Source organism: Ruegeria sp. HKCCD9138 (assembly GCF_057220975.1).
In genome coordinates, this window is sequence record NZ_JBWVAZ010000006.1 from 15005 (window position 1) to 33736 (window position 18732).

Genomic DNA, 18732 nt, shown 5'->3' on the forward strand with positions numbered 1-18732 from the left:
TTGACGTCACCCGCACTCAATCCCGGTTTGACAAAAGTTGCCCAAATCCCTTGATAGGGTCACGGAGCTCCAAGGCTTCAAGGGCCGCAAAAAGCATCGCCTGATTTGAACTGATTACCGGTTTACCGAGAGTTTCTTCGAGCCTCTCCAGTGCCTCGACGCTGCGCATGTCGGTGCAGGACAAGACAATAACGTCGGCATCGGGGTGATCCGCCTTGCGCCCAAGGTCGAACACCGCATCAGGATCAAGCGCGCCTTGTCCGGTATTGTCGAGCGTCTCGGTCACCTCGGAGCGCTGAACGGTTTCAAACCCCAACATCGCCAGAAAGTGCACTGCCATATCGTTGATCGCAGAGACATAGGGAGAGGCAAATCCGATGCGCTTTGCATCCAGTTTGGTGAGCGCGTTTGCAAGAGCCCCCGCGGCCGTAATGGTATGGGCACCGCAACTGGCAGTGATTTTCGCCGCAAGCGCGCGGTCGAATTCCGGGCCATGCGTCAACGTTGCCGAGGTGCAGCCGTACAGTATCACATCCGGTCTTGCGCCCAACAAAAGATGCAATGGCTCATCCAGATCGGCGGCTCCAAGTCCGTGCATCTGGTCTGCATCCGGGATTTCATCCCCGTCGTACCCACCCATTCGCCCAAAATGCAGTGACACACCATCGGGTCGCATCAGCACCATGTCGGGTTCGAGGTTGGTGTTTGTAAACGGCACCAGTATGCCCAACCGGGCCCGGCCTCTTGACGCTGTCATTGGGCAGTCTCCTTCCAGTGCTTCAGACCGTTGAGTGCGGCCTCCATCGCGGGCTTCCGGCCGATTGTCATGCGCAGGGTGTGCGGCAGGCCTGCGCCGGATTGGGCACGCAGGAAAATACCCTCTTGCCGAAGCGCCATGTCTGCCGCGGCCGCAGCGTCAGCGCTGCCCATGTCGATCAGAAGAAAATTCGTGAAACTTTGGTAAGTGCGCAAACCTGCATGCCTTAGCTCAGCTTCGGCCCACTCTCGCAGGTCGGCGGTCATGGCGCAGGTCTCACGCATGTACGTATCATCTTGGACGGCCGCCTTGGCCGCAGCCTGCGTCGGAGCCGTGATTGCGTTGGGGTTCAGGACTTTACGCAATTCGGCGGCAATAGCAGGTGGAAAGTACCCCCACCCAACGCGGTAACCCGCCATTCCGTAGGCTTTGGAAAACGTCCGCAGAACCAAAGTGTTTCCGCCCTGAACCATGTCAAAGCAGCGCTCTTTCAGATCGTCGGCAAACTCGCCATAAGCTTCGTCGATCACCAACAGGATGTCAGGGCGCAAAGAGTTTCGCAGCCGGATCAGTTCTGTCTTGGATATCCGCGTGCCCGTCGGGTTTCCGGGATTGGCCACAAAGACGATCCCGGTATCCGGGCGAATGCCCTCCAGCAATGCATCAACACTGACGACCGCGTTATCCTCGGGGGCGGTGTCAAATCGGGCGTTCGCCATTTGTGCTGCCGTCCGGAAGAATGGGTAAGCGTGTGCCGGGGCCAAGACCGCACGGGCTTCGCCCGAATAGACCCGGGCAATACACCCGATCAGGTCCAGCGAGCCGTTGCCGCACAGGATCTGCTCAACCTCAAGCCTGTGCAGTTCCGCCAATGCATGGCGGAGGTCTGTCCAGTCTGGATCCGGATACAAGTTTCCTCGACCCAACGTCTCGGTTGCCGCGGCGATGGCCAGAGGGCTGGGCGGGCGCAGGCTTTCATTCTGGGACAGTGAGATCAGCGGTTTTCCAACCGGCGCGGTCAAATCGGCCAGCGCATAGGGCGCCATGTGCGCGATATGGAGGCGGGGCGTCGTCATGAGCGTCCTCCGTACACTTGGCGGGAAGCTTTTTCACTGACCAACCCGGCGTCAACATCGTTTTGCAACGCCTCTTGCGCTCGCTCTGATGGGGTGCCGAAACCACCGCCTCCGGGTGTTTCGAAAACGAGGGTTTCGCCTGCACGAATGCGAAACTCCCCTTTGCCCGGCAGAGTTTTTCCTTCCGGATCAACCCTGATACAGCCCGGTGCACCGTTCTGGCCGCCATCGCGCCCTTTGGCCGGATTAAGCACCCGCTCAACCGACAGAAACAGCATCAGGTCCTGATCCTTGGACGCGCTGATTTCGATTTGTTGCCCAAGCCCGCCTCGAAACCTGCCCGCGCCACCGGAGTCAACGCGCAGTTCCCGTCGGTGAAACAGGACTGGTGAGACTGCCTCGGTCGTTTCGACCTGACTGCCCCAGACGCCACTGGGGAAGGCCGTGGCCGAAAGACCATCCAGCGAAGGGCGCGCGCCGGTCCCGCCATTAAAAACCAGCTCGAGCGCGAATAGGTCATCCCCCCGATCCACGGCCTCGGCGGCATGGCGTAGGGGCAGGTCATACATGCAAGAGGCGCCTTCGGCCGGGATCACCTCGGGCAGGACCTGAGACAGGCACCCATAGACCAGATCAGGCGTCATCTGACCCAGCGTATGCCGCATCGCAACCGGGGCAGGGGGTTGAGCATTGAGGATACAGCCCTTGGGACCCGTAACGCGAAACGGCTCAAGCGAGCCTGCATTGTTTGGTATGTCCGCCCCGATTATGCAGCGCAGTGCAAAGACGGAATAAGCCGTGGCATAGTTCAACGGCACGTTGATCCCCTTGCCAACGCAACCGTCTGTTCCAGAGAAATCCAACAGCAGGTGATCGTCGGCAATTGTCAGGGAAGCGTGCAACTCGATTTCGCTCTCATAGCCATCCACCTTCAAAACGTGATGCCACGTGCCGTTTGGCAAAGCTGCGATGGCGTCGAGCGTTCCGCGTCGCGACGTTTCGATGATGTATTCCGACAGGACGTAAAGGTCGCTGATGCCGAATTCGTCCATCATTTGCACAAGCCGATCCGATCCAGCCTCGCAACAGGCGATCAACGCATAGATGTCGCCCTCGTTGGCAATCGGTTCTCGTGAATTGGCCTTTACGATGTCGAGCAGCAAAGCGTTGACCTGGCCCTGACTGACCAGTTTGCAGGGTGGAATCAGCAACCCTTCGTCATAGATATCGCTACCTTCCGGCCCCATACCAAGCCCGCCCAAATCGACCAGATGCGAGGTGCAGGCCGTAAATCCGATCACCCGGTCGCCGTAGAAAACCGGCATCATCAGCAGGAAGTCATTCAGATGCCCTGACGCGATCCATGGATCGTTGGTCATGTAAATATCGCCGGGTTGCATGTCGGGGACCGGAAAGCGATCACGCAGGGTTTTGACCGCTTCGGCCATCGTGTTGATATGGCCGGGGGTGCCGGTGACAGCCTGCGCCAGCATCCGGCCACGCTCGTCGAATATTCCTGCCGAGATGTCACCGCATTCGCGGACGATGGGGCTGAAAGCCGCGCGGATCAGGGCCTGACCCTGTTCCTCGACCACGGCAAGCAACCGGTTCCACATCACCTGAAGACGTGTATCGGACGGTGTCATGTTGCGGCCTCCTTGTCTCGTGTCAGCCAGATATTGCCTTGCTCGTCGATCGTGGCACTGAAATCTGCGCTGATGCAGGTCGTAGTTTGTGCTTCGACGATCAGGGCAGGGCCATTGACTTTGTCCCCGGGCTTTAGATCGTCGCGGTTGAACAATCCGGCCGCGCGCCATGTTCTGGTAACGTCGCACAGAATTTCGCGCGTTTCGCTCGCGTTCCGCAATTTGGTGGCGGGTGTTTCCGCGCGCGGTCGAAGGGCAGGTGCAGCGGATGATACCGACAGTCCCCAGTTCAGGATTTCAATTGTCATGCCGGGAACCGTCCGGCTGAATTGGCGGCTGTATTCGGCTTCGAATGCGGCTTTCAGGTCTGGCAGATCTGCAAGGCTCATTGCGCGATCAGGTAGTCGAATTTCGATCTCATGCCCTTGCCCATGATACCGCATGAACGCGACCCGCCTTTGCGACAGATCTCCGGTTGGCGCCCCGGCGCGAACGACCGCCAAAGCCTCGTTGTACATTGTGTCGAAGAAACTGTTCAGCCCTTTTACATCCAGCGTCTCAAGCCGGGCATATCGAGACCTGATGATCTCATACGAGACCGGCGCGAAAAGAAAGCCGACCGCCGACCCAACGCCAGGATCGCGTGGAATAAGGATCCGGTTCATCCGCGACCGTCGCGCCACCCGGGTGGCGTGCAGAGGACCATTGCCACCGAACGCGATCATGACGCGCTGCTCAAGATCCTTGCCGGATTCGACCGCGTGCATTCGCCCCGCGCTGGCCATGCTTTCGTCTACAATCTCGCTGACCGCAAAGGCGGCTTTGTCGGGTTGCAGGCTGAGGTGGCGCCCGACATCTTCGTTCAAAGCAGATTTAGCAGCGTCACGATCGATCGCCAGCCGCCCCTCGGCAAAGCGCGTTGGTTCTATCAGGCCCAGTGCGATATCGGCGTCGGTAACTGTCGGATGTGTCCCACCTTTGCCAAAGGCAGCAGGGCCCGGATCAGACCCCGCGCTGTGCGGCCCGACCTGAACACGTCCCAGCCGGTCAACGCGGGCAATAGACCCACCGCCTGCGCCGATCTCGATCATCTCGATAACGGGAATTCTAACCGGCATACCCGACCCTTTGATGAAACGTTCGGCACGCGAGATTTCAAATTTTCGGGCGGTCTGCGGGCGAAACTCGTCAATCAGGCACAGCTTGGCCGTCGTGCCGCCCATGTCGAAGGAAAGCACTTGGGTCTCGTCGGTTTCCTGCGCGATGCGTGCCGCAAGAATGGCACCGCCCGCAGGGCCGGATTCGACCAGACGAATTGGCAATCGCGCGGCCGTTTCGACCGTCGTCATCCCGCCACCGGCCGTCATCATCAGGATCGGGCAAGCCAGACCTATGTCCCTGAAGCGGTTTTCGAAATCCGCCAGATAGCCCGCCATAAGAGGCTGAATGTAGGCGTTTGCGATTGTGGTGCAAAGGCGATCGAATTCCCGTGCTTCCGGGCTGATTTCGTGACTGAGTGAGATGATCAGTTCTGGCCACTGTTGAGACAAAAGTTCCTTCAGGCGCAGTTCATGCGCAGGGTTTGCATAGGAATGAAGCAGACAGATCGCGACTGCCTCGACCCCCAGTTCACTGAGTTCCTGCGCTAGTGATGAAACCTGCGCTTCGTCCAGCGGCGCCAGTTCGCACCCCTGGGCATCCATACGCCCCCCAATTGTCAGGGCGTGGGTGCGCGGCACAATCAGATCGGGCTTGACCAGATTGATCGCATACTGGCTGTACCGACGTTCATAAGCGATTTCCAGAATGTCCCGAAAGCCCTGCGTCGTGATTGTTGCGGTTACTGCTCCTCGACGCTCGATCAGCGCGTTGGTGGCCAGGGTGGTTCCGTGGATCAGGCCGGTGACCTGATCCCAATGTGCGCCTGCGCTGGCAAGCACCCGGTTTGCGCCCTCCAATGCGCCTACGGCGGGCTGATGCGGGGTTGTCGGCGTTTTTGTCGTTGCCACAATTTCCGAGGCGTTGTTCATCAGCACGGTGTCGGTGAACGTGCCGCCAATATCGATTGCCATGCGCAATCCATGTGTCTGTGTCATGTGGTATCTGGTGCTGGAAGAAGAATTCAGGCCCGAAGGCGGCTCTGGCGCAAGCGCGCTAGGACCCTCGGGTCAGGCGACGAGATCGCACCCGGTCTGACGACGCATCATGGGCTGAACGGAACTGACGTGCACAACCACTGGCCTTCCTGCTGTGATCCCGGCGATACTGGGATAGCGGACGGCCTTGCGTCAATACTTGTTTTCGAGAAACAGATAGCCCCGCAATTGTTGAGGCCTGCGTTAGGTCGGCTCAGGAGAACTTGCCCCGTTTTCCGGTATGGCCCCCTGTAGCACCGCCATCTTTTCGCATCGTCAACCCAATGCGCTTGCGTTGGACGTCGACTTCAACAACTCGGACTTTGACGACCTGGCCCGCTTTGACCACGTCATGCGGATCTTTCACGAACCTGTCGGCGAGCTGACTGATGTGGACAAGACCGTCCTGATGCACACCAATATCCACGAACGCACCAAACGCGGCGACGTTTGTAACTGTACCTTCCAGTGACATCCCCGGCTTCAGATCGGTAATCTCTTCCACCCCGTCCGCAAATGACGCGGTTACGAAACTCGGGCGCGGGTCACGGCCCGGTTTTTCAAGTTCGGTAAAGATATCACGGATGGTTGGAAGGCCGAACCTGTCATCCACGAACTGCTCGGCACGCAACCGTTTCAGGACGCCTTCCTGGCCCATGATCTGACGGATGTCGCGTCCGCAGGCCGCGACCACGCGGCGGGCCACGTCATACGCCTCGGGGTGAACAGAGGATGCGTCCAGTGGTTCAGAACCGTCCCGAATGCGCAAGAACCCAGCGCATTGCTCAAAAGCGCGGGGACCAAGGCGCGCAACTTTCATCAGATCTTTTCGAGATTCAAAAGCGCCATTCACATCGCGATGCATCACGATTGCCTCGGCCAGCCCTGGCCCTAGACCGGAAACGTGGGACAGCAGTGGCGCAGACGCAGTGTTGAGGTCGACGCCCACGGCGTTGACCACATCTTCGATGACCGCCTCCAGCGATTGCGACAAACGGTGCTGGTCCACGTCGTGCTGGTACTGGCCGACGCCGATGCTTTTGGGCTCGATCTTCACCAGTTCCGCGAGGGGGTCCTGCAGGCGCCGCGCAATGGAAACCGCCCCGCGCAGGGAAACGTCAAGATCGGGAAACTCGCGCGCCGCCAGCTCCGAAGCCGAATAGACCGAAGCTCCGGCCTCGGACACGACTACCTTTGTCGGGGTCTTTACTGTTTTGGGCAACAGCTTGAGCGTATCGGCGACAAGGCGCTCTGTCTCACGGCTGGCGGTTCCGTTTCCGATGGCGATCAGCTCGATGTTATGGGTTGTGATCAGCCGGTAAATCGTGTCCTGAGTGCCGCGCAGGTCGTTCTTGGGTTGAAAGGGGTAGAGTGTATCGGTCGCAAGCACCTTGCCCGTCGCGTCGACGACCGCTGCTTTCACACCAGTACGAATGCCGGGATCAAGGCCCAGCGTTGCCCGGGCCCCGGCAGGTGCCGACAACAGCAAATCCTTGAGGTTACGCGAAAATACCTGAATGGCTTCCTCCTGAGCGCGGGCGCGCAGATCGGCCATCAACTCGACCATCATCGACAAGGAAAGCTTCACCCGCCACGTCCAGCCCGCGACTTTGCGCAACCAGGCATCACCTGGCCCATTACCGCGCGTATCCAAATGCGCGGCAACAATCGTCTCGGCCCGGGCCGCCCCGGTTTCGGGATTGGGCGCAATATCCAGCGTCACGATCCCCTCTTTCGAGGCGCGCAGCATAGCCAGTGCCCGGTGCGACGGGACCGAGGACCACAGTTCGGAGTGATCAAAATAGTCGCTGAACTTGGCACCTTCCTGCTGTTTCCCGTCGATCACCTTGGCGCTCAGCAGGGCTTCGCTTTGCATGAACTCGCGCAATTCGCCAAGCAAGGTCGCATCCTCTGTCAGACGTTCGGTGATAATGTCCCGTGCGCCGTTCAGGGCGTCTTTTATAGTCGGAAACGCTTCGGTTACATAGCCCTCGGCCAGCGTTTCGGGCTTTGCCGTTCGGTCGGCCAGAACGGATTCCGCCAAAGGTTCGAGACCATTTTCTCGCGCGATCATCGCCTTGGTGCGGCGCTTTGGCTTGAACGGCAGGTAGATGTCTTCCAACTGCGCCTTGGTTTCCGCCTGCGCGATGGATTTCGCCAAATCATCAGTCAGCTTTCCCTGATCTTTGATTGACCCAAGGATGGACTCGCGCCGGGCCTCAAGCTCACGCAGATAAGTCAATCGATCCGCCAGAATCCTTAGCTGGGAATCATCCAGCCCGCCGGTCACCTCTTTGCGGTATCGGGCAACAAAAGGAACTGTTGCCCCGTCATCCAACAGTTTGACCGCTGCACCCACCTGCTCGGGGCGGGCTTTGATTTCCGTGGCGATGGTGCTGGCGATGCGATCCAAAGGGGGCCTCCGTGCATTCGGTTGGAGGGCTGTTCTAGCCAGAGGCGCTGCCAAGGGAAAGAGCCCTCAGTCACCAAACGGCGGTCTGCACAGTTTCTGCACGTTCTCTGCGCAGGCATCTGCACCCGTTCAGGGCACACGGGACTTGCACAAAAAACTCGGAGCAAAACTAATGGGACAGTTTGTCGTACGGGGAATTCCCGGCTCTATTCTGCAGGACAGCTGGTGGCTGGACACGCCTGACGCGGCGCCGGACAGGACGTCGCGTGTGAAAGGGCGCCGTTGGCGACAGGCACTGGGGGCTTTGGTGGTACTTGTGGCCTTGGCCGACGTCCTTTTTCTGGATCACCCTCCCGGCGTGTCACTGGCCGTATTCGCTGTGGCCGTCGCAGCGGCGGTTTGCATGCAGTTGGGGTGGCGCAAAAATCTGGCAGGCCCGGCGCTGTTGCTGATTTTCAGCCTTTTGCCTGTGATCGAGTATGTACAGGCGTTGTCTGTCACGTTCCTTATCGCGGGATCATCGGTCGCCTTGTGTTGGGCAGTGCTGGGGAATTGGGATGGAGCTTCGTTGCGTCGGTTTTTTGGGTTGTACCCGGTACTGTCCTTCTTTCAGGTGGTCGAACTCGCGCAGCATGGCAAGACCGCCACGATGACAAATGGCTTCGGGCTTAGGCTCCTGCGCAGTTGGGGGTTTCCAGTTGGTGGGTCGCTGGTTCTCGCCGCGTTGATGATCTCGGCCAATCCGGTATTGTCCGATTGGGCAGATCGGTTCTGGCGGTTTGATATCCGCCTTGATCGCCTGTTGTTTTGGTTGGGCACGGCGTTTCTGATTTGGCCGGTATTGGCCGTCGCGACACAGCCCGCTTTGCTGCGCGCCAAACAAGGGCCACGGCGAAAACGGTCCCTGCCTTCTTTTGGACTGAATGCGCAATCCGTAGCGAACGCCCTGATCCTGTTCAACCTGTTGCTGTCTGTACAGACGCTGATGGATGCCGTGTACCTCTGGGGCGACGCCGACTTACCGACAGGCATGAGTTACGCGAAATATGCCCATCGCGGCGCCTACCCTTTGTTGGTGACCGCGCTTCTGGCCGGTGCCTTTGCCCTGGCCGCGCGCCCTTTTCTGGAAGAAGGCAAAGGTCTGCGCGGCTGGATGATGATGTGGCTCGGGCAAAACGTATTTTTGGTGCTGTCCTCGCTGCTTCGGTTGTCGCTTTATGTCGACGCATACGGTCTGACGTATCTGCGTGTCCACGCGGCCATCTGGATGGCCCTTGTTGCGGCCGGGCTCTGCCTGACCGGCTGGCAAATTCTACGCGGTCGCTCGAACAAGTGGTTGCTCTTACGGACGACGGGACTGGGGCTGGCGGTGCTCTATGCATGCAGTTTTGTCAATTTTGCCGCCCTGATTGCGCGGGAAAACCTGCGCCATTCAGAACTCTATGATGAATACTATATCTGTCAGCTTGGCCCGATGGCCGCCGCCGAGATCGAGGCCTCTCCACGCCCGACGGGATGCCCGGCAATCGCGCCACATATCGGCGATTGGCGGGAATGGGGGTTTCGCGCGCATCGGGTGAATCGTAGTCTGGACATCGAAACCAGGCAGGAGGCAGGTCATGAAAGTTCTCGTCGTTGATGACGACCCGCGCCTGCGCGAGCTTGTGTCGATTACACTGGAGCGAGCAGGTTATCAGGTATTTACAGCACGCGACGGTCAAATGGCCCTGACCCATGCACTCCGCGAAGCACCTGCTTTGGTGGTTCTGGACGTCGGACTACCCGAGCTCGATGGGCTGGAGGTCTGCCGTCGTCTGCGTGCGCGATCCGATGTGCCGATCCTGTTTCTGACGGCCCGCGATGATGAGATTGACCGGATACTCGGCCTGGAGCTGGGTGCTGACGATTACGTCACCAAGCCCTTCAGCCCAAGGGAACTGGTCGCGCGGATCAAGGCGATTTTGAAACGCAGTTCTGCGCAGGGTTTAGAACCGGTTCTGCGGCATGGCCCCTTGGAACTGGACGTGGCAGGTCACTCCGCACGTGTGGAAGGCGCACCGCTCGCTCTGACTGCGACCGAATTGTCCATTCTGCACCGTCTGATGCAAACACCACAGGCCATCGTTTCACGCCCGCAGCTAATCGACGCGATCTATGGCGCCGGCAGTTCGGTTGCAGATCGAACTCTCGACAGCCACTTGCGCAATTTGCGACGCAAGCTGGGCGAACAAGGTTGGGTCGGTGCGATTGACACCGTACACGGGATCGGTCTGCGGATGGGGCAATGGCAAGGGTGAAACGCAAATGGCGGCCCTCTCTGGGGTTTGTACTGGGCGGTGGTTTGGCGGGTACCCTGATCCTGTCGCTGATGGGGCTAGTCGCGCTGCGTTATCTGGGACCCGAGATCGGATATCGCAACGCAGCAACTTTGCTGGCGGTTCTGATCGGTCTGGCAACCGCTGCACTGGGTTTTCTTCTGGTGCGGCTGTTGCTGCGCCCCATTACGGCATTGGCTCTGTATTCAGCTGCAGTTCAAAGAGGAGAACACGCCGCCCCACCCGATCACTATGGCACACAGGAATTGACCCGGCTGGCGGGATCAGTCCTCGACATGGCTGAAACGTTGCAACGACGCGAAGCTTCTATCCGAAGTTTCGCCGACCATGTCACGCATGAGCTGAAAACCCCCGTCACAGCCATTCGCGCGGCAGGTGAGTTGTTGCAGGACTCCGATACGCTAAGCAATGAGGATCGCGCGCTGCTGGATCAGCTTCTAGGTGCCGGCGATCAGATGCAGAACCAGTTGAGCGCGCTGAACCGGGTCGCGGCAGCACGCTCTCCGGATCATCACGGAACATGCCGGCTTTTCGATCTGGCCCCGGATCTGCGCGCAAGTTACCCCGAGCTGGATTTGGTGATCGAAGGCGGCGAACAAGACTTGCCGTTGGCGGTCTCAGGACTTCGAGTTGTTTTGCAGCAACTGTTGGACAACGCCCGCCGGCACGGAGCCAAAAGTGTGATCCTGACATCAACTCCAAAAAACCTGACGGTCATGGACGACGGTCCCGGCGTGTCCGAGGGCAACCGCAATCGCATTTTCTCACCCTTCTTCACAACGGCCCGCGAGGAAGGCGGCACAGGCATGGGCCTGACTATCGCCGCAAACCTTTTGGGCGCGCACGGAGGCCGGATTGCTCTGGTCCCGTCCGAAACGGGAGCGCGGTTTGAGATCGTGTTTCCGATGGGGTGAGCGGACATTCTTGAACGGCCCAGGGGTGGATAGTAAGCGTTGGATCAATCTTGATTTGCTGTGCCTAAACAGGCCCATGCGGCATCAAGCACTGATATCGACAAGGCTATTGCGGCCTTCGCTGAATGCATCCGAACCAGGATGGGTACGAATACTTAGTGACATACGGTGTTGAAATCCAAGACTTATGCCCCTGTGCCGTCAGTACCCTGCAAGATACTATTTTAGGAAAAAACGGCTTTCAAAATGCCTGGGCTGCGCACAACCCGTGTCAATATGCGCGCCTATATACGATTGATCCCGGGCCAATCCTGATTTATGGGAGGCCCTGTCAAATCAGAGTCACCCGTGGGGCTTCATCGTCCCGTTACGGCTCGGTGCCAGTTTTGGACTGTGGCACACACTCTTGGATCGCACGCCCCTGAAAGGCTTAAAAAAGGTAAGGGAATATGGCAGAAAAATCGAACTTCGATATATTGTATACCATTGTAGACGAAGCGCCGGAGCTGGCGAGCGCCTCGTTCCTGCCCATCATCCGCAAGTTTGCCTCGGCGGCGGGTGTCAGCGTTGGCACCAAGGATATTTCGCTGGCAGGCCGCATTCTGGCGACATTCCCTGAAAACCTGACCGACGACCAGCGCATCACCGATGATCTGGCCGCCTTGGGTGAGTTGGTTAAGACACCGGATGCCAATGTGATCAAGCTGCCGAACATCTCGGCCTCGGTCCCGCAACTGGTCGCTGCCATCGAAGAACTGCAGTCGCAGGGATATGACATTCCGAACTATCCTGAAGAGCCCTCGACCGATGAAGAGGAAGCGATCCGCGCACGGTATGATGCCATCAAAGGGTCGGCCGTGAACCCGGTTCTTCGCGAGGGTAACAGCGACCGCCGCGCGGCGCGAGCTGTAAAAAACTATGCCCAGAAGAACCCGCATTCGATGGGGGAATGGTCCGCGACGAGCCGGACCAAAGTGTCATCCATGCCCGGCAGCGATTTCTACGCGAATGAAAAATCAGCCACTATTACTGCTGCTCAGGCCGGTGACGCAAAGATCGAGTTCGTCGGCAAGGACGGCAATGTGACCCTTCTGAAGGACGGTTGGTCGCTGGACGAAGGCACCGTGGCGGACGCGACCTTCATGTCGGTCAAGGCTCTGTCTTCCTTCCTGGCAGACGCCATCGAGGACACAATGAAAGACGGCACCATGTTCTCGTTGCACATGAAAGCAACCATGATGAAGGTATCGGACCCGATCATCTTCGGCTATGCCGTCAAGGCGTGGTTGGCTCCTGTCTTTGAGAAATTCGGCGCTGAACTGGATGCTTTGGGCGTAAACCCGAACTCGGGCATGGGTGACCTGCTGGAACGTGTCAAAGACAATGCTGACATCATGGCGGCCATAAATGCGATCAAGGCAGATCGTCCATCCATGTACATGGTTGACAGCGACAAGGGTATTACCAACCTACACGTGCCGTCGGACGTCATCATCGACGCCTCGATGCCCGCCGTGATCCGCGCGGGCGGCAAGGGCTGGGATGAAGCCGGCGCCAAGGGCGACACCAACTGTGTGATCCCCGACCGCTGCTATGCGCCGGTTTATGACGAGACCATCAAGTTCTTCAAAGCCAATGGCGCTCTGAACCCGGCCACCGTGGGGGCCGTCGCCAATGTCGGCCTGATGGCGCAAAAGGCCGAGGAGTATGGTTCACATCCCACCACATTCCAGGCACCGGCTGATGGCACTATCCGCATCGTTCTGGCAAACGGCGACGTGTTGCATTCCCATGACGTCGAAAAGGGCGATATCTGGCGTTCCTGCACAGTGAAGAAAGCACCGATCGAGAATTGGATCCAACTGGCGATGGACCGTCAGCGCCTGACCGGTTCCGAAGCGATCTTCTGGCTTGACGCAAACCGCGCGCACGACGCGGAACTGATCAAATACGTCAAACCAGTGCTCGAAGCGGCAGGAGTTGCGGACAAGTTCCTGATCATGGCACCACGCGAAGCGACCCGTCAGACGCTGGAGACTATCACTGCCGGCAAGGACAGCATCGCCATCACCGGCAACGTGCTGCGGGACTACCTGACCGATCTGTTCCCGATCCTTGAACTGGGCACTTCGGCAAAAATGCTGTCCATCGTCAAGCTGATGAATGGCGGCGGCCTGTTCGAAACCGGCGCCGGCGGTTCAGCCCCGAAACACGTTCAGCAGCTGGTCGAGGAAAACCACCTGCGCTGGGATTCGATGGGCGAGTTCTGCGCGCTTGGTGAATCACTGAATTTCCTGGCCGACAGCAAAGGCAATCCCAAGGCTGGTGTTCTGGGTGCGGCAGCCGAGGCCGCAACACAAGGCATACTGGACAACAACAAGTCGCCCAGCCGGAAAGTCGGTCAGCCAGATAACCGCGATAGCCACTACTGGTTTGCGCGCTATTGGGCCGAAGCTCTGGCGACACAAACAGACGACGCAGAGCTCGCTGCGGAGTTTGCACCGGTTGCCAAGGAACTGGCCGACAAGGAAGGTCAGATCCTGTCCGAACTGGCGGCGGCGCAGGGCGCGCCTGCCGATCTGGGCGGGTATTATCACACTGATCCGGTCAAGGCCGCAGCCGTCATGCGCCCGAGTGCGACGCTGAACGCAATTATCGACTGATCGTGTTGGGGTCGGGCCCTGCGGGCCTGACCCATTGTCCAGCGGTGTCAGAAACAAGCGGACCGGTCGCCAGGCCGGTTTTTTTGTCCCAGAAACTAAGAAAGGGGCCGGCCCCCATGCCCGCCCCTTTCTGAGTGAGTGGTGTGGCTTGCGCCTCACCGGTGTAGTTGAGTTTATCCTACCTTGAATACTCGCCCTGAATATTGGGGGATTCCCGTAGTAAGTCCGTTTTTTTTGCTTACATACCGCGCATTTTAGATGATTTGTACATACAAACGTTGAAATAGCTGCACTTGACCAGAGAGGTGGTCCACGAGGCAATGCCGACGGTGTGAGAAACTGCTCGCAATTGTAGAAAAAAGGGCTGGTCGGATGACCAGCCCAGTGCCCAGGTGAACCGAGGGATCAGTTCGACGCTGCGTTCAGTTTTTCATTTTGTTCGCGAAGAGTGTCCGAGATGATCGCGTACCATTCTCCGGACTCGCGCATCTCGTTCAAACCTTTGTTCATCATCGCGATGTATTCACGTGCAAAGGGGTTGGTGCGGTGCGCGAGGAAGCTCATGGACGACAAAGTGGATACGTACGGGTTTTCGACAATGTCCGACGAAGTCAAACCCATGTCCTTCATTGTGGATGCGAAAAGCTCAACTTCAAACGCCGCAACATCCGCTGTGCCGGTCAATACGGCGTCGAGGCACTCACGAGCCGAATTGGGTTGAACAACCGTTGTGTTTGTGCGGTTCAGCCCGACTTCTTCAAGCACAACCATGCTCCATCCGGCCATACGGCAAATGGTTGCGCCTTCGAAGTCAGCGAATTCTGTCGCCGTGGCGAATTCGTTCTCCGGCAAGGTAAAGAAGCCACCGACGACATCATAAACCGGAACCGAAGCAACAAACTGAGTGCATCGGGCTTCAGTTTCTGCAGACCACTCATAGGAGCGGTTGGTACAATCCGGTACAGTCCATGCGATAGAAATATCGAAGGCACCAAGTGGCAGCAGAGTGTCTAGGTGCGAACTCCAGTCGTCGACAAAACTGACCGAGTAATCGCGGCTATTGCCGGCACGCTGAAGACTGGTCGTAGCCAAACGGGTCATGATGCCGCCACCACTCAGCGCTTCAGTTGTAAACGGCTCCCAACCATTACCAGCTACCATCTTGATCGGCGGCGCGTATACATTTGAGCGCTTGATGCTGGCTGCGCGCTTTTCTTCCGCTGCAATTAATTCCTGCGCGCTCTGGCCGTTGGGCAGGCTACCATCCTCACAGGGCAGGGCCAGAACCAGACCGGGTTCCAACACGCCCGGGTTCGAAATAATGTTCCGGTTTGCGTTAAAGATCGGCTGATAGTTTGACGTTCCATAAGCCGCGATCGCGATAGTTGCCAATGTGTCACCGTCTGTCACGGTGTAATTCGTACAGGCCTCTTGCGCGGCGGCGGCCCCAGCGCTCACGGCGGTGAAGGCAACGACCGACATCGCGATTTTCTTCAGATCAAACATTTTCCACTTCCTCCAGTGATTTGTGTTGTCAGGCTTCTTCGGAGCCTTATCCATTTTCCATTTGATGACGCAGGGCTGTGGACACGATGTCCCGCCATTCGCCAGATTGCTGCATGATCGCCAGACCCTGATTCAGCGTCTCGAGGATCGCTTCCCCATCAGGATTGTCTTTGTGGGTCATGACGTTAAGCGACTTGATCGCCGCCAGGTTGGGGTTTTCGATGATTTGGTGCTCGTATCCGAGACGGTTGATGGCTTCGACGGCCAGATGCGCTTCGATCGCGACGATATCGGCCTTTCCTTCCATGACCGCGTGAAAACAGTCGTCCGGGGACACCGGTCGCATCAGGGTTACGACGGGTTCATAGAGGCTAACCGCGTTCATATGAGACAGAGACCAGCCTTCTGGACGGCAGATCGTGGCACCGGCAAAATCTGCATAGGTCAGCGTATCAACATAGCCTGAGCCGTCGCGCGCAAAGAACGTGTCCACAACTTCGTAGAACGGGTTCGAAAAGTTGTAGGTCTCGCACCGGCTGCGATCGGAATCGGACAGGGCTTCGGCCGCCTCGCATTCTGGGCGAGACCAAGGGAAAGTCGCATCAAAGGCCAGCGTCGGCATCAACAGGTCCAGATGGGAAGACCAATCGTTGACGAACTGGATTTTGTAACCTTGTTCCGGAGCTGCCCGCAGGAAGGCTGTTTCCACCAACTCGGTGTAAAGGCCGCGCTGAGGCAGGTTCTCATCGGTAAACGGGGCATAGTTGCCACCGGTAATCAAAAGCAGCTGGCGGTCGCGAATTTCCGGGCGTTCACCGTCATCTGCATTGCGGATCAGCGCTGCGCCTTCTGCCCGGGCGGCTTCGATCTCCTGCTTGGCCGCGGCCCTGGCGGCAAGCACAGCCTCTTCGTTTGCCTTCTTGGCTTCCGCTTCGGCCTCGGCTACCCGGGCTTCGGCCTCGGCGATGGCTCTTTCTGCCCGTTCCTCAGCGGCCTTGACCAGTTCGGCGGCCATTTCCGCAGCCATGCGGCCGGCTTCGGTGTCCGGCAGCTCGGGTGCGCGCCCAATCTCATCGAGGCAAGGGAAGGTCAGAACATCGCCAACACGAATGATGTTCGGGTTCGAGCCGATTATGTCGCGGTTCGCGTCGAAGATAATCCGGTAATCTTCGGTTGCGTAGACGGCAATCGCCAGTTCTCTCAGGCTGTCGCCGCGCTGAATCTCATAGGTCGAGCACGCTTCCTGCGCCGAGGCTGTACCCGTCGCGGCCGCAAGGGCCAGGCTGGATATGATCAGATGTTTTCTCATGGGTCCTGTTGCTTTGCCTTTTATGGTTTCGCCGGTTTGACCACGGCGATTGAGATGTTGTCCTGATCCGGATCGCCCTTCGCCTGCAACGCTTGCAGCAGGGCATCAGCGATATCGCGAGCCGGGGATTGAACGTGGATGCGCATGACGGTCTCGATCTCGGCGTTGCTGAGATATTGAAGACCGTCACTGCCCAGGATCAGTATGTCAGCCGGTCGCAGAGCAAGGGGCTGTTCGGGGCAATCTACTTTGGGAATTGACGCGCCCATGATGACTGAAGTCAGCTGATTGCGGTCCGGGTGTTCCATGGCTTCGTTCTCGGACAAGGTGCCGTCGGCAACTTTCGCGTCGATCACTGGCGCCATCGAGTGGTCTTCATTGATCTGCGTCAGTCTGCCGTCGCGGAACAAATACAATGGGCTATCGCCGATCGATATCCAGAATACCCGGCGACCCAGCATCAGCATGCCCAGCAAGGTGGACCCCAGATTGATCCCGTGTTCTTCGCCGTGGGTCGCCACGGCAGCGTTGGCCTGCATTGCCGCCAACGGCAGGGCGTCGAGCAGATCACCCTCTACAAGGTCCGGCCCATTGATCTGAACGTCCATCGCGTCTCGCCATGCAGAAATGACCAGGTCTGACGCGATATCTCCCGCATCATGACCGCCCATGCCATCGGCGACGACGACATATCCCGCGCTGGCCGAGTCCGAAACCCGGGCTGCAATCGCGTCTTCCTGCGCATCGCGCTGACCCTGATTCAGAATCAGGGCGATGTCATATGCAGGGGTCGCCAGCATTAGTCGGCATCCCGCCAGTCAAAGCCGTCGTCACAGAAGGCGGTGAACCGGATCGAGGTTTCGCTGATGCGGATCACATCACCATTGGACAGGGCTACGGTGCTGAGGACAGGTTTGCCGTTCAGGCGCACGAGATTGGCCTTGCCGCCGTGACCGAGGTAGCATTTGCGATCCTCAGGGTCATAGGCGATCACGGCATGGTTGCTGCGCGAAATTCCGGTGTCGCCAAAATCCAGCTGAATGGCCTGATCGTCATTGCGACCGATCTGCATCAGGCCTTCGGTCAGCGTGACGCATGAACCACGGCCCGGCCCGGCAGTCACTACCAGCCATCCCACAGGGTAGGTTTGCTGAGTGGTTTCGGTTTTGGCAACAGGCTCCGATGTTTCCATCATCTCCTGAACATGCGTGTCTGCACGCTCAAAACCCAGGAAGGTCGTCTTCACGCGGGAACGGCGATCCGTAGCAGGCGCCGGTGCCGGTTGCTCGGAAGCAACCGAGACTGGTTCCGGGGTCAATTCAGCGACGGGTTCAGGCGCCGGTTCCGGAGCGGGTTCAGGGGTGATCTCATCGGCCACGACTGTTTCGGCAGGTGCTTCAGACTCCTCCTCCACAGGCTCGGTGGCGGCTTCCGCGACCGCGGACAGCATGTCTTCCTCTGTGTCCGACGAGGCAGTTGAACTCAAATGCAGAGTGACGATCTGATCCTCGTCCTTTTCCGCCTCTACCGCCGGGGCTTCGGCTTCGACCTCTTCAATATCGGTCTCTGCCTCTGCCTCAACCTCATCGCCTTCGGCAAATTCGGGCATCTTTTCTTCGGGGATCAGTTCATCTGCTTCTTCATAAGTCTCTGCAGCCGTATCACCGCCACCCAATGCCTGACGTAACGCCGCGAAATCCGCAATCGGAGCGGGCTTTTCAGCCTCTCCGGTTTCGACGGCACTGGTTTCCGCGTTGTCTTCGTCTTTGTGTTTACCGGCACCTTCGAGAAGCCGGCTGAGAGGGCTTTTGTATTTGAACATGGTGTCGACACCTTTTCGAATTCTGGCACGGGGTTCATTCCGCGGGGCTGCTACACACCTCTGCACTGAGCGCAGGGGCACTGATGAAGGGGAAACAATGACACTGTTTTACTTCGCGACGGGCCGGCCCCCGACTGGGTGGCGGTATGGACGCC

At 58.5% G+C, this 18732-nt stretch carries 13 protein-coding genes; 4 read left to right on the forward strand and 9 right to left on the reverse strand.

Annotation, left to right across the window (positions count from 1 at the left end; all coding sequences use genetic code 11):
- Positions 1 to 16 precede the first annotated feature (16 nt).
- From AC2TEL_RS11990 to AC2TEL_RS12010, 5 genes are all read right to left on the reverse strand, one after another.
- Entirely contained in the window at positions 17 to 757 is a 741-nt protein-coding gene (locus AC2TEL_RS11990) for a maleate cis-trans isomerase family protein (protein WP_480904205.1), read from the reverse strand.
- The gene (locus AC2TEL_RS11995) at positions 754 to 1833 is read right to left on the reverse strand and encodes a pyridoxal phosphate-dependent aminotransferase (RefSeq protein ID WP_480904208.1); all 1080 of its coding nucleotides are present in this window, start codon (positions 1831 to 1833) and stop codon (positions 754 to 756) included. The genes AC2TEL_RS11990 and AC2TEL_RS11995 overlap by 4 nt, the downstream gene beginning before the upstream one ends.
- Positions 1830 to 3479 (reverse strand): hydantoinase B/oxoprolinase family protein, encoded by a 1650-nt coding sequence (locus AC2TEL_RS12000; protein WP_480862221.1) that lies wholly within the window; start codon positions 3477 to 3479, stop codon positions 1830 to 1832. The genes AC2TEL_RS11995 and AC2TEL_RS12000 overlap by 4 nt, the downstream gene beginning before the upstream one ends.
- Positions 3476 to 5575, reverse strand: coding sequence for a hydantoinase/oxoprolinase family protein (locus AC2TEL_RS12005; RefSeq protein ID WP_480904211.1), 2100 nt, complete (start codon positions 5573 to 5575; stop codon positions 3476 to 3478). Before AC2TEL_RS12005 ends, AC2TEL_RS12000 begins: the two co-directional genes overlap by 4 nt.
- Positions 5576 to 5828: 253 nt before the next feature.
- Entirely contained in the window at positions 5829 to 8027 is a 2199-nt protein-coding gene (locus tag AC2TEL_RS12010) for a Tex family protein (RefSeq protein ID WP_480904214.1), read from the reverse strand.
- 172 nt (positions 8028 to 8199) lie between these two features.
- Here AC2TEL_RS12010 and AC2TEL_RS12015 point away from each other — a divergent pair, with 172 nt between their 5' ends.
- The 4 genes from AC2TEL_RS12015 (at position 8200) to AC2TEL_RS12030 (ending at position 13940) form a co-directional block, all read left to right on the forward strand.
- On the forward strand, positions 8200 to 9666 hold the full coding sequence (locus AC2TEL_RS12015) for a DUF4153 domain-containing protein (protein ID WP_480862227.1): 1467 nt from the start codon (positions 8200 to 8202) through the stop codon (positions 9664 to 9666).
- Positions 9647 to 10324, forward strand: a complete 678-nt coding sequence (locus tag AC2TEL_RS12020; protein WP_480862229.1) for a response regulator transcription factor — start codon at positions 9647 to 9649, stop codon at positions 10322 to 10324. Before AC2TEL_RS12015 ends, AC2TEL_RS12020 begins: the two co-directional genes overlap by 20 nt.
- Entirely contained in the window at positions 10312 to 11277 is a 966-nt protein-coding gene (locus AC2TEL_RS12025) for a sensor histidine kinase (RefSeq protein ID WP_480841753.1), read from the forward strand. The genes AC2TEL_RS12020 and AC2TEL_RS12025 overlap by 13 nt, the downstream gene beginning before the upstream one ends.
- A gap of 449 nt (positions 11278 to 11726) precedes the next feature.
- A complete protein-coding gene (locus AC2TEL_RS12030) occupies positions 11727 to 13940 on the forward strand; it encodes an NADP-dependent isocitrate dehydrogenase (protein WP_480904217.1) in 2214 nt (737 codons plus the stop codon).
- A 405-nt stretch (positions 13941 to 14345) separates the two neighbouring features.
- Here AC2TEL_RS12030 and AC2TEL_RS12035 read toward each other — a convergent pair whose 3' ends face one another.
- From AC2TEL_RS12035 to AC2TEL_RS12050, 4 genes are read right to left on the reverse strand one after another with little or no spacing between them, the layout of a single operon-like run.
- The gene (locus tag AC2TEL_RS12035) at positions 14346 to 15446 is read right to left on the reverse strand and encodes a peptidoglycan-binding protein LysM (protein WP_480904220.1); all 1101 of its coding nucleotides are present in this window, start codon (positions 15444 to 15446) and stop codon (positions 14346 to 14348) included.
- A gap of 46 nt (positions 15447 to 15492) precedes the next feature.
- Complete coding sequence (locus tag AC2TEL_RS12040) at positions 15493 to 16755, reverse strand: substrate-binding periplasmic protein (protein WP_480904222.1); 1263 nt, start codon at positions 16753 to 16755, stop codon at positions 15493 to 15495.
- A 20-nt stretch (positions 16756 to 16775) separates the two neighbouring features.
- On the reverse strand, positions 16776 to 17555 hold the full coding sequence (locus tag AC2TEL_RS12045; protein WP_480904225.1) for a PP2C family protein-serine/threonine phosphatase: 780 nt from the start codon (positions 17553 to 17555) through the stop codon (positions 16776 to 16778).
- The gene (locus AC2TEL_RS12050) at positions 17555 to 18577 is read right to left on the reverse strand and encodes an FHA domain-containing protein (RefSeq protein WP_480904227.1); all 1023 of its coding nucleotides are present in this window, start codon (positions 18575 to 18577) and stop codon (positions 17555 to 17557) included. The genes AC2TEL_RS12045 and AC2TEL_RS12050 overlap by 1 nt, the downstream gene beginning before the upstream one ends.
- Positions 18578 to 18732: the final 155 nt, after the last annotated feature.

Excerpts from the sequence above, each read along its gene's own strand:
- AC2TEL_RS12045 (WP_480904225.1), bottom strand. The coding sequence starts at position 17,555 with ATGCTGGCGACCCCTGCATATGACATCGCCCTGATTCTGAATCAGGGT.
- AC2TEL_RS12005 (WP_480904211.1), bottom strand. The coding sequence starts at position 5,575 with ATGACACAGACACATGGATTGCGCATGGCAATCGATATTGGCGGCACG.
- AC2TEL_RS11995 (WP_480904208.1), bottom strand. The coding sequence starts at position 1,833 with ATGACGACGCCCCGCCTCCATATCGCGCACATGGCGCCCTATGCGCTG.
- AC2TEL_RS12025 (WP_480841753.1), top strand. The coding sequence starts at position 10,312 with ATGGCAAGGGTGAAACGCAAATGGCGGCCCTCTCTGGGGTTTGTACTG.
- AC2TEL_RS12000 (WP_480862221.1), bottom strand. The coding sequence starts at position 3,479 with ATGACACCGTCCGATACACGTCTTCAGGTGATGTGGAACCGGTTGCTT.
- AC2TEL_RS11990 (WP_480904205.1), bottom strand. The coding sequence starts at position 757 with ATGACAGCGTCAAGAGGCCGGGCCCGGTTGGGCATACTGGTGCCGTTT.
- AC2TEL_RS12015 (WP_480862227.1), top strand. The coding sequence starts at position 8,200 with ATGGGACAGTTTGTCGTACGGGGAATTCCCGGCTCTATTCTGCAGGAC.
- AC2TEL_RS12030 (WP_480904217.1), top strand. The coding sequence starts at position 11,727 with ATGGCAGAAAAATCGAACTTCGATATATTGTATACCATTGTAGACGAA.
- AC2TEL_RS12020 (WP_480862229.1), top strand. The coding sequence starts at position 9,647 with ATGAAAGTTCTCGTCGTTGATGACGACCCGCGCCTGCGCGAGCTTGTG.
- AC2TEL_RS12035 (WP_480904220.1), bottom strand. The coding sequence starts at position 15,446 with ATGTTTGATCTGAAGAAAATCGCGATGTCGGTCGTTGCCTTCACCGCC.
- AC2TEL_RS12050 (WP_480904227.1), bottom strand. The coding sequence starts at position 18,577 with ATGTTCAAATACAAAAGCCCTCTCAGCCGGCTTCTCGAAGGTGCCGGT.
- AC2TEL_RS12040 (WP_480904222.1), bottom strand. The coding sequence starts at position 16,755 with ATGAGAAAACATCTGATCATATCCAGCCTGGCCCTTGCGGCCGCGACG.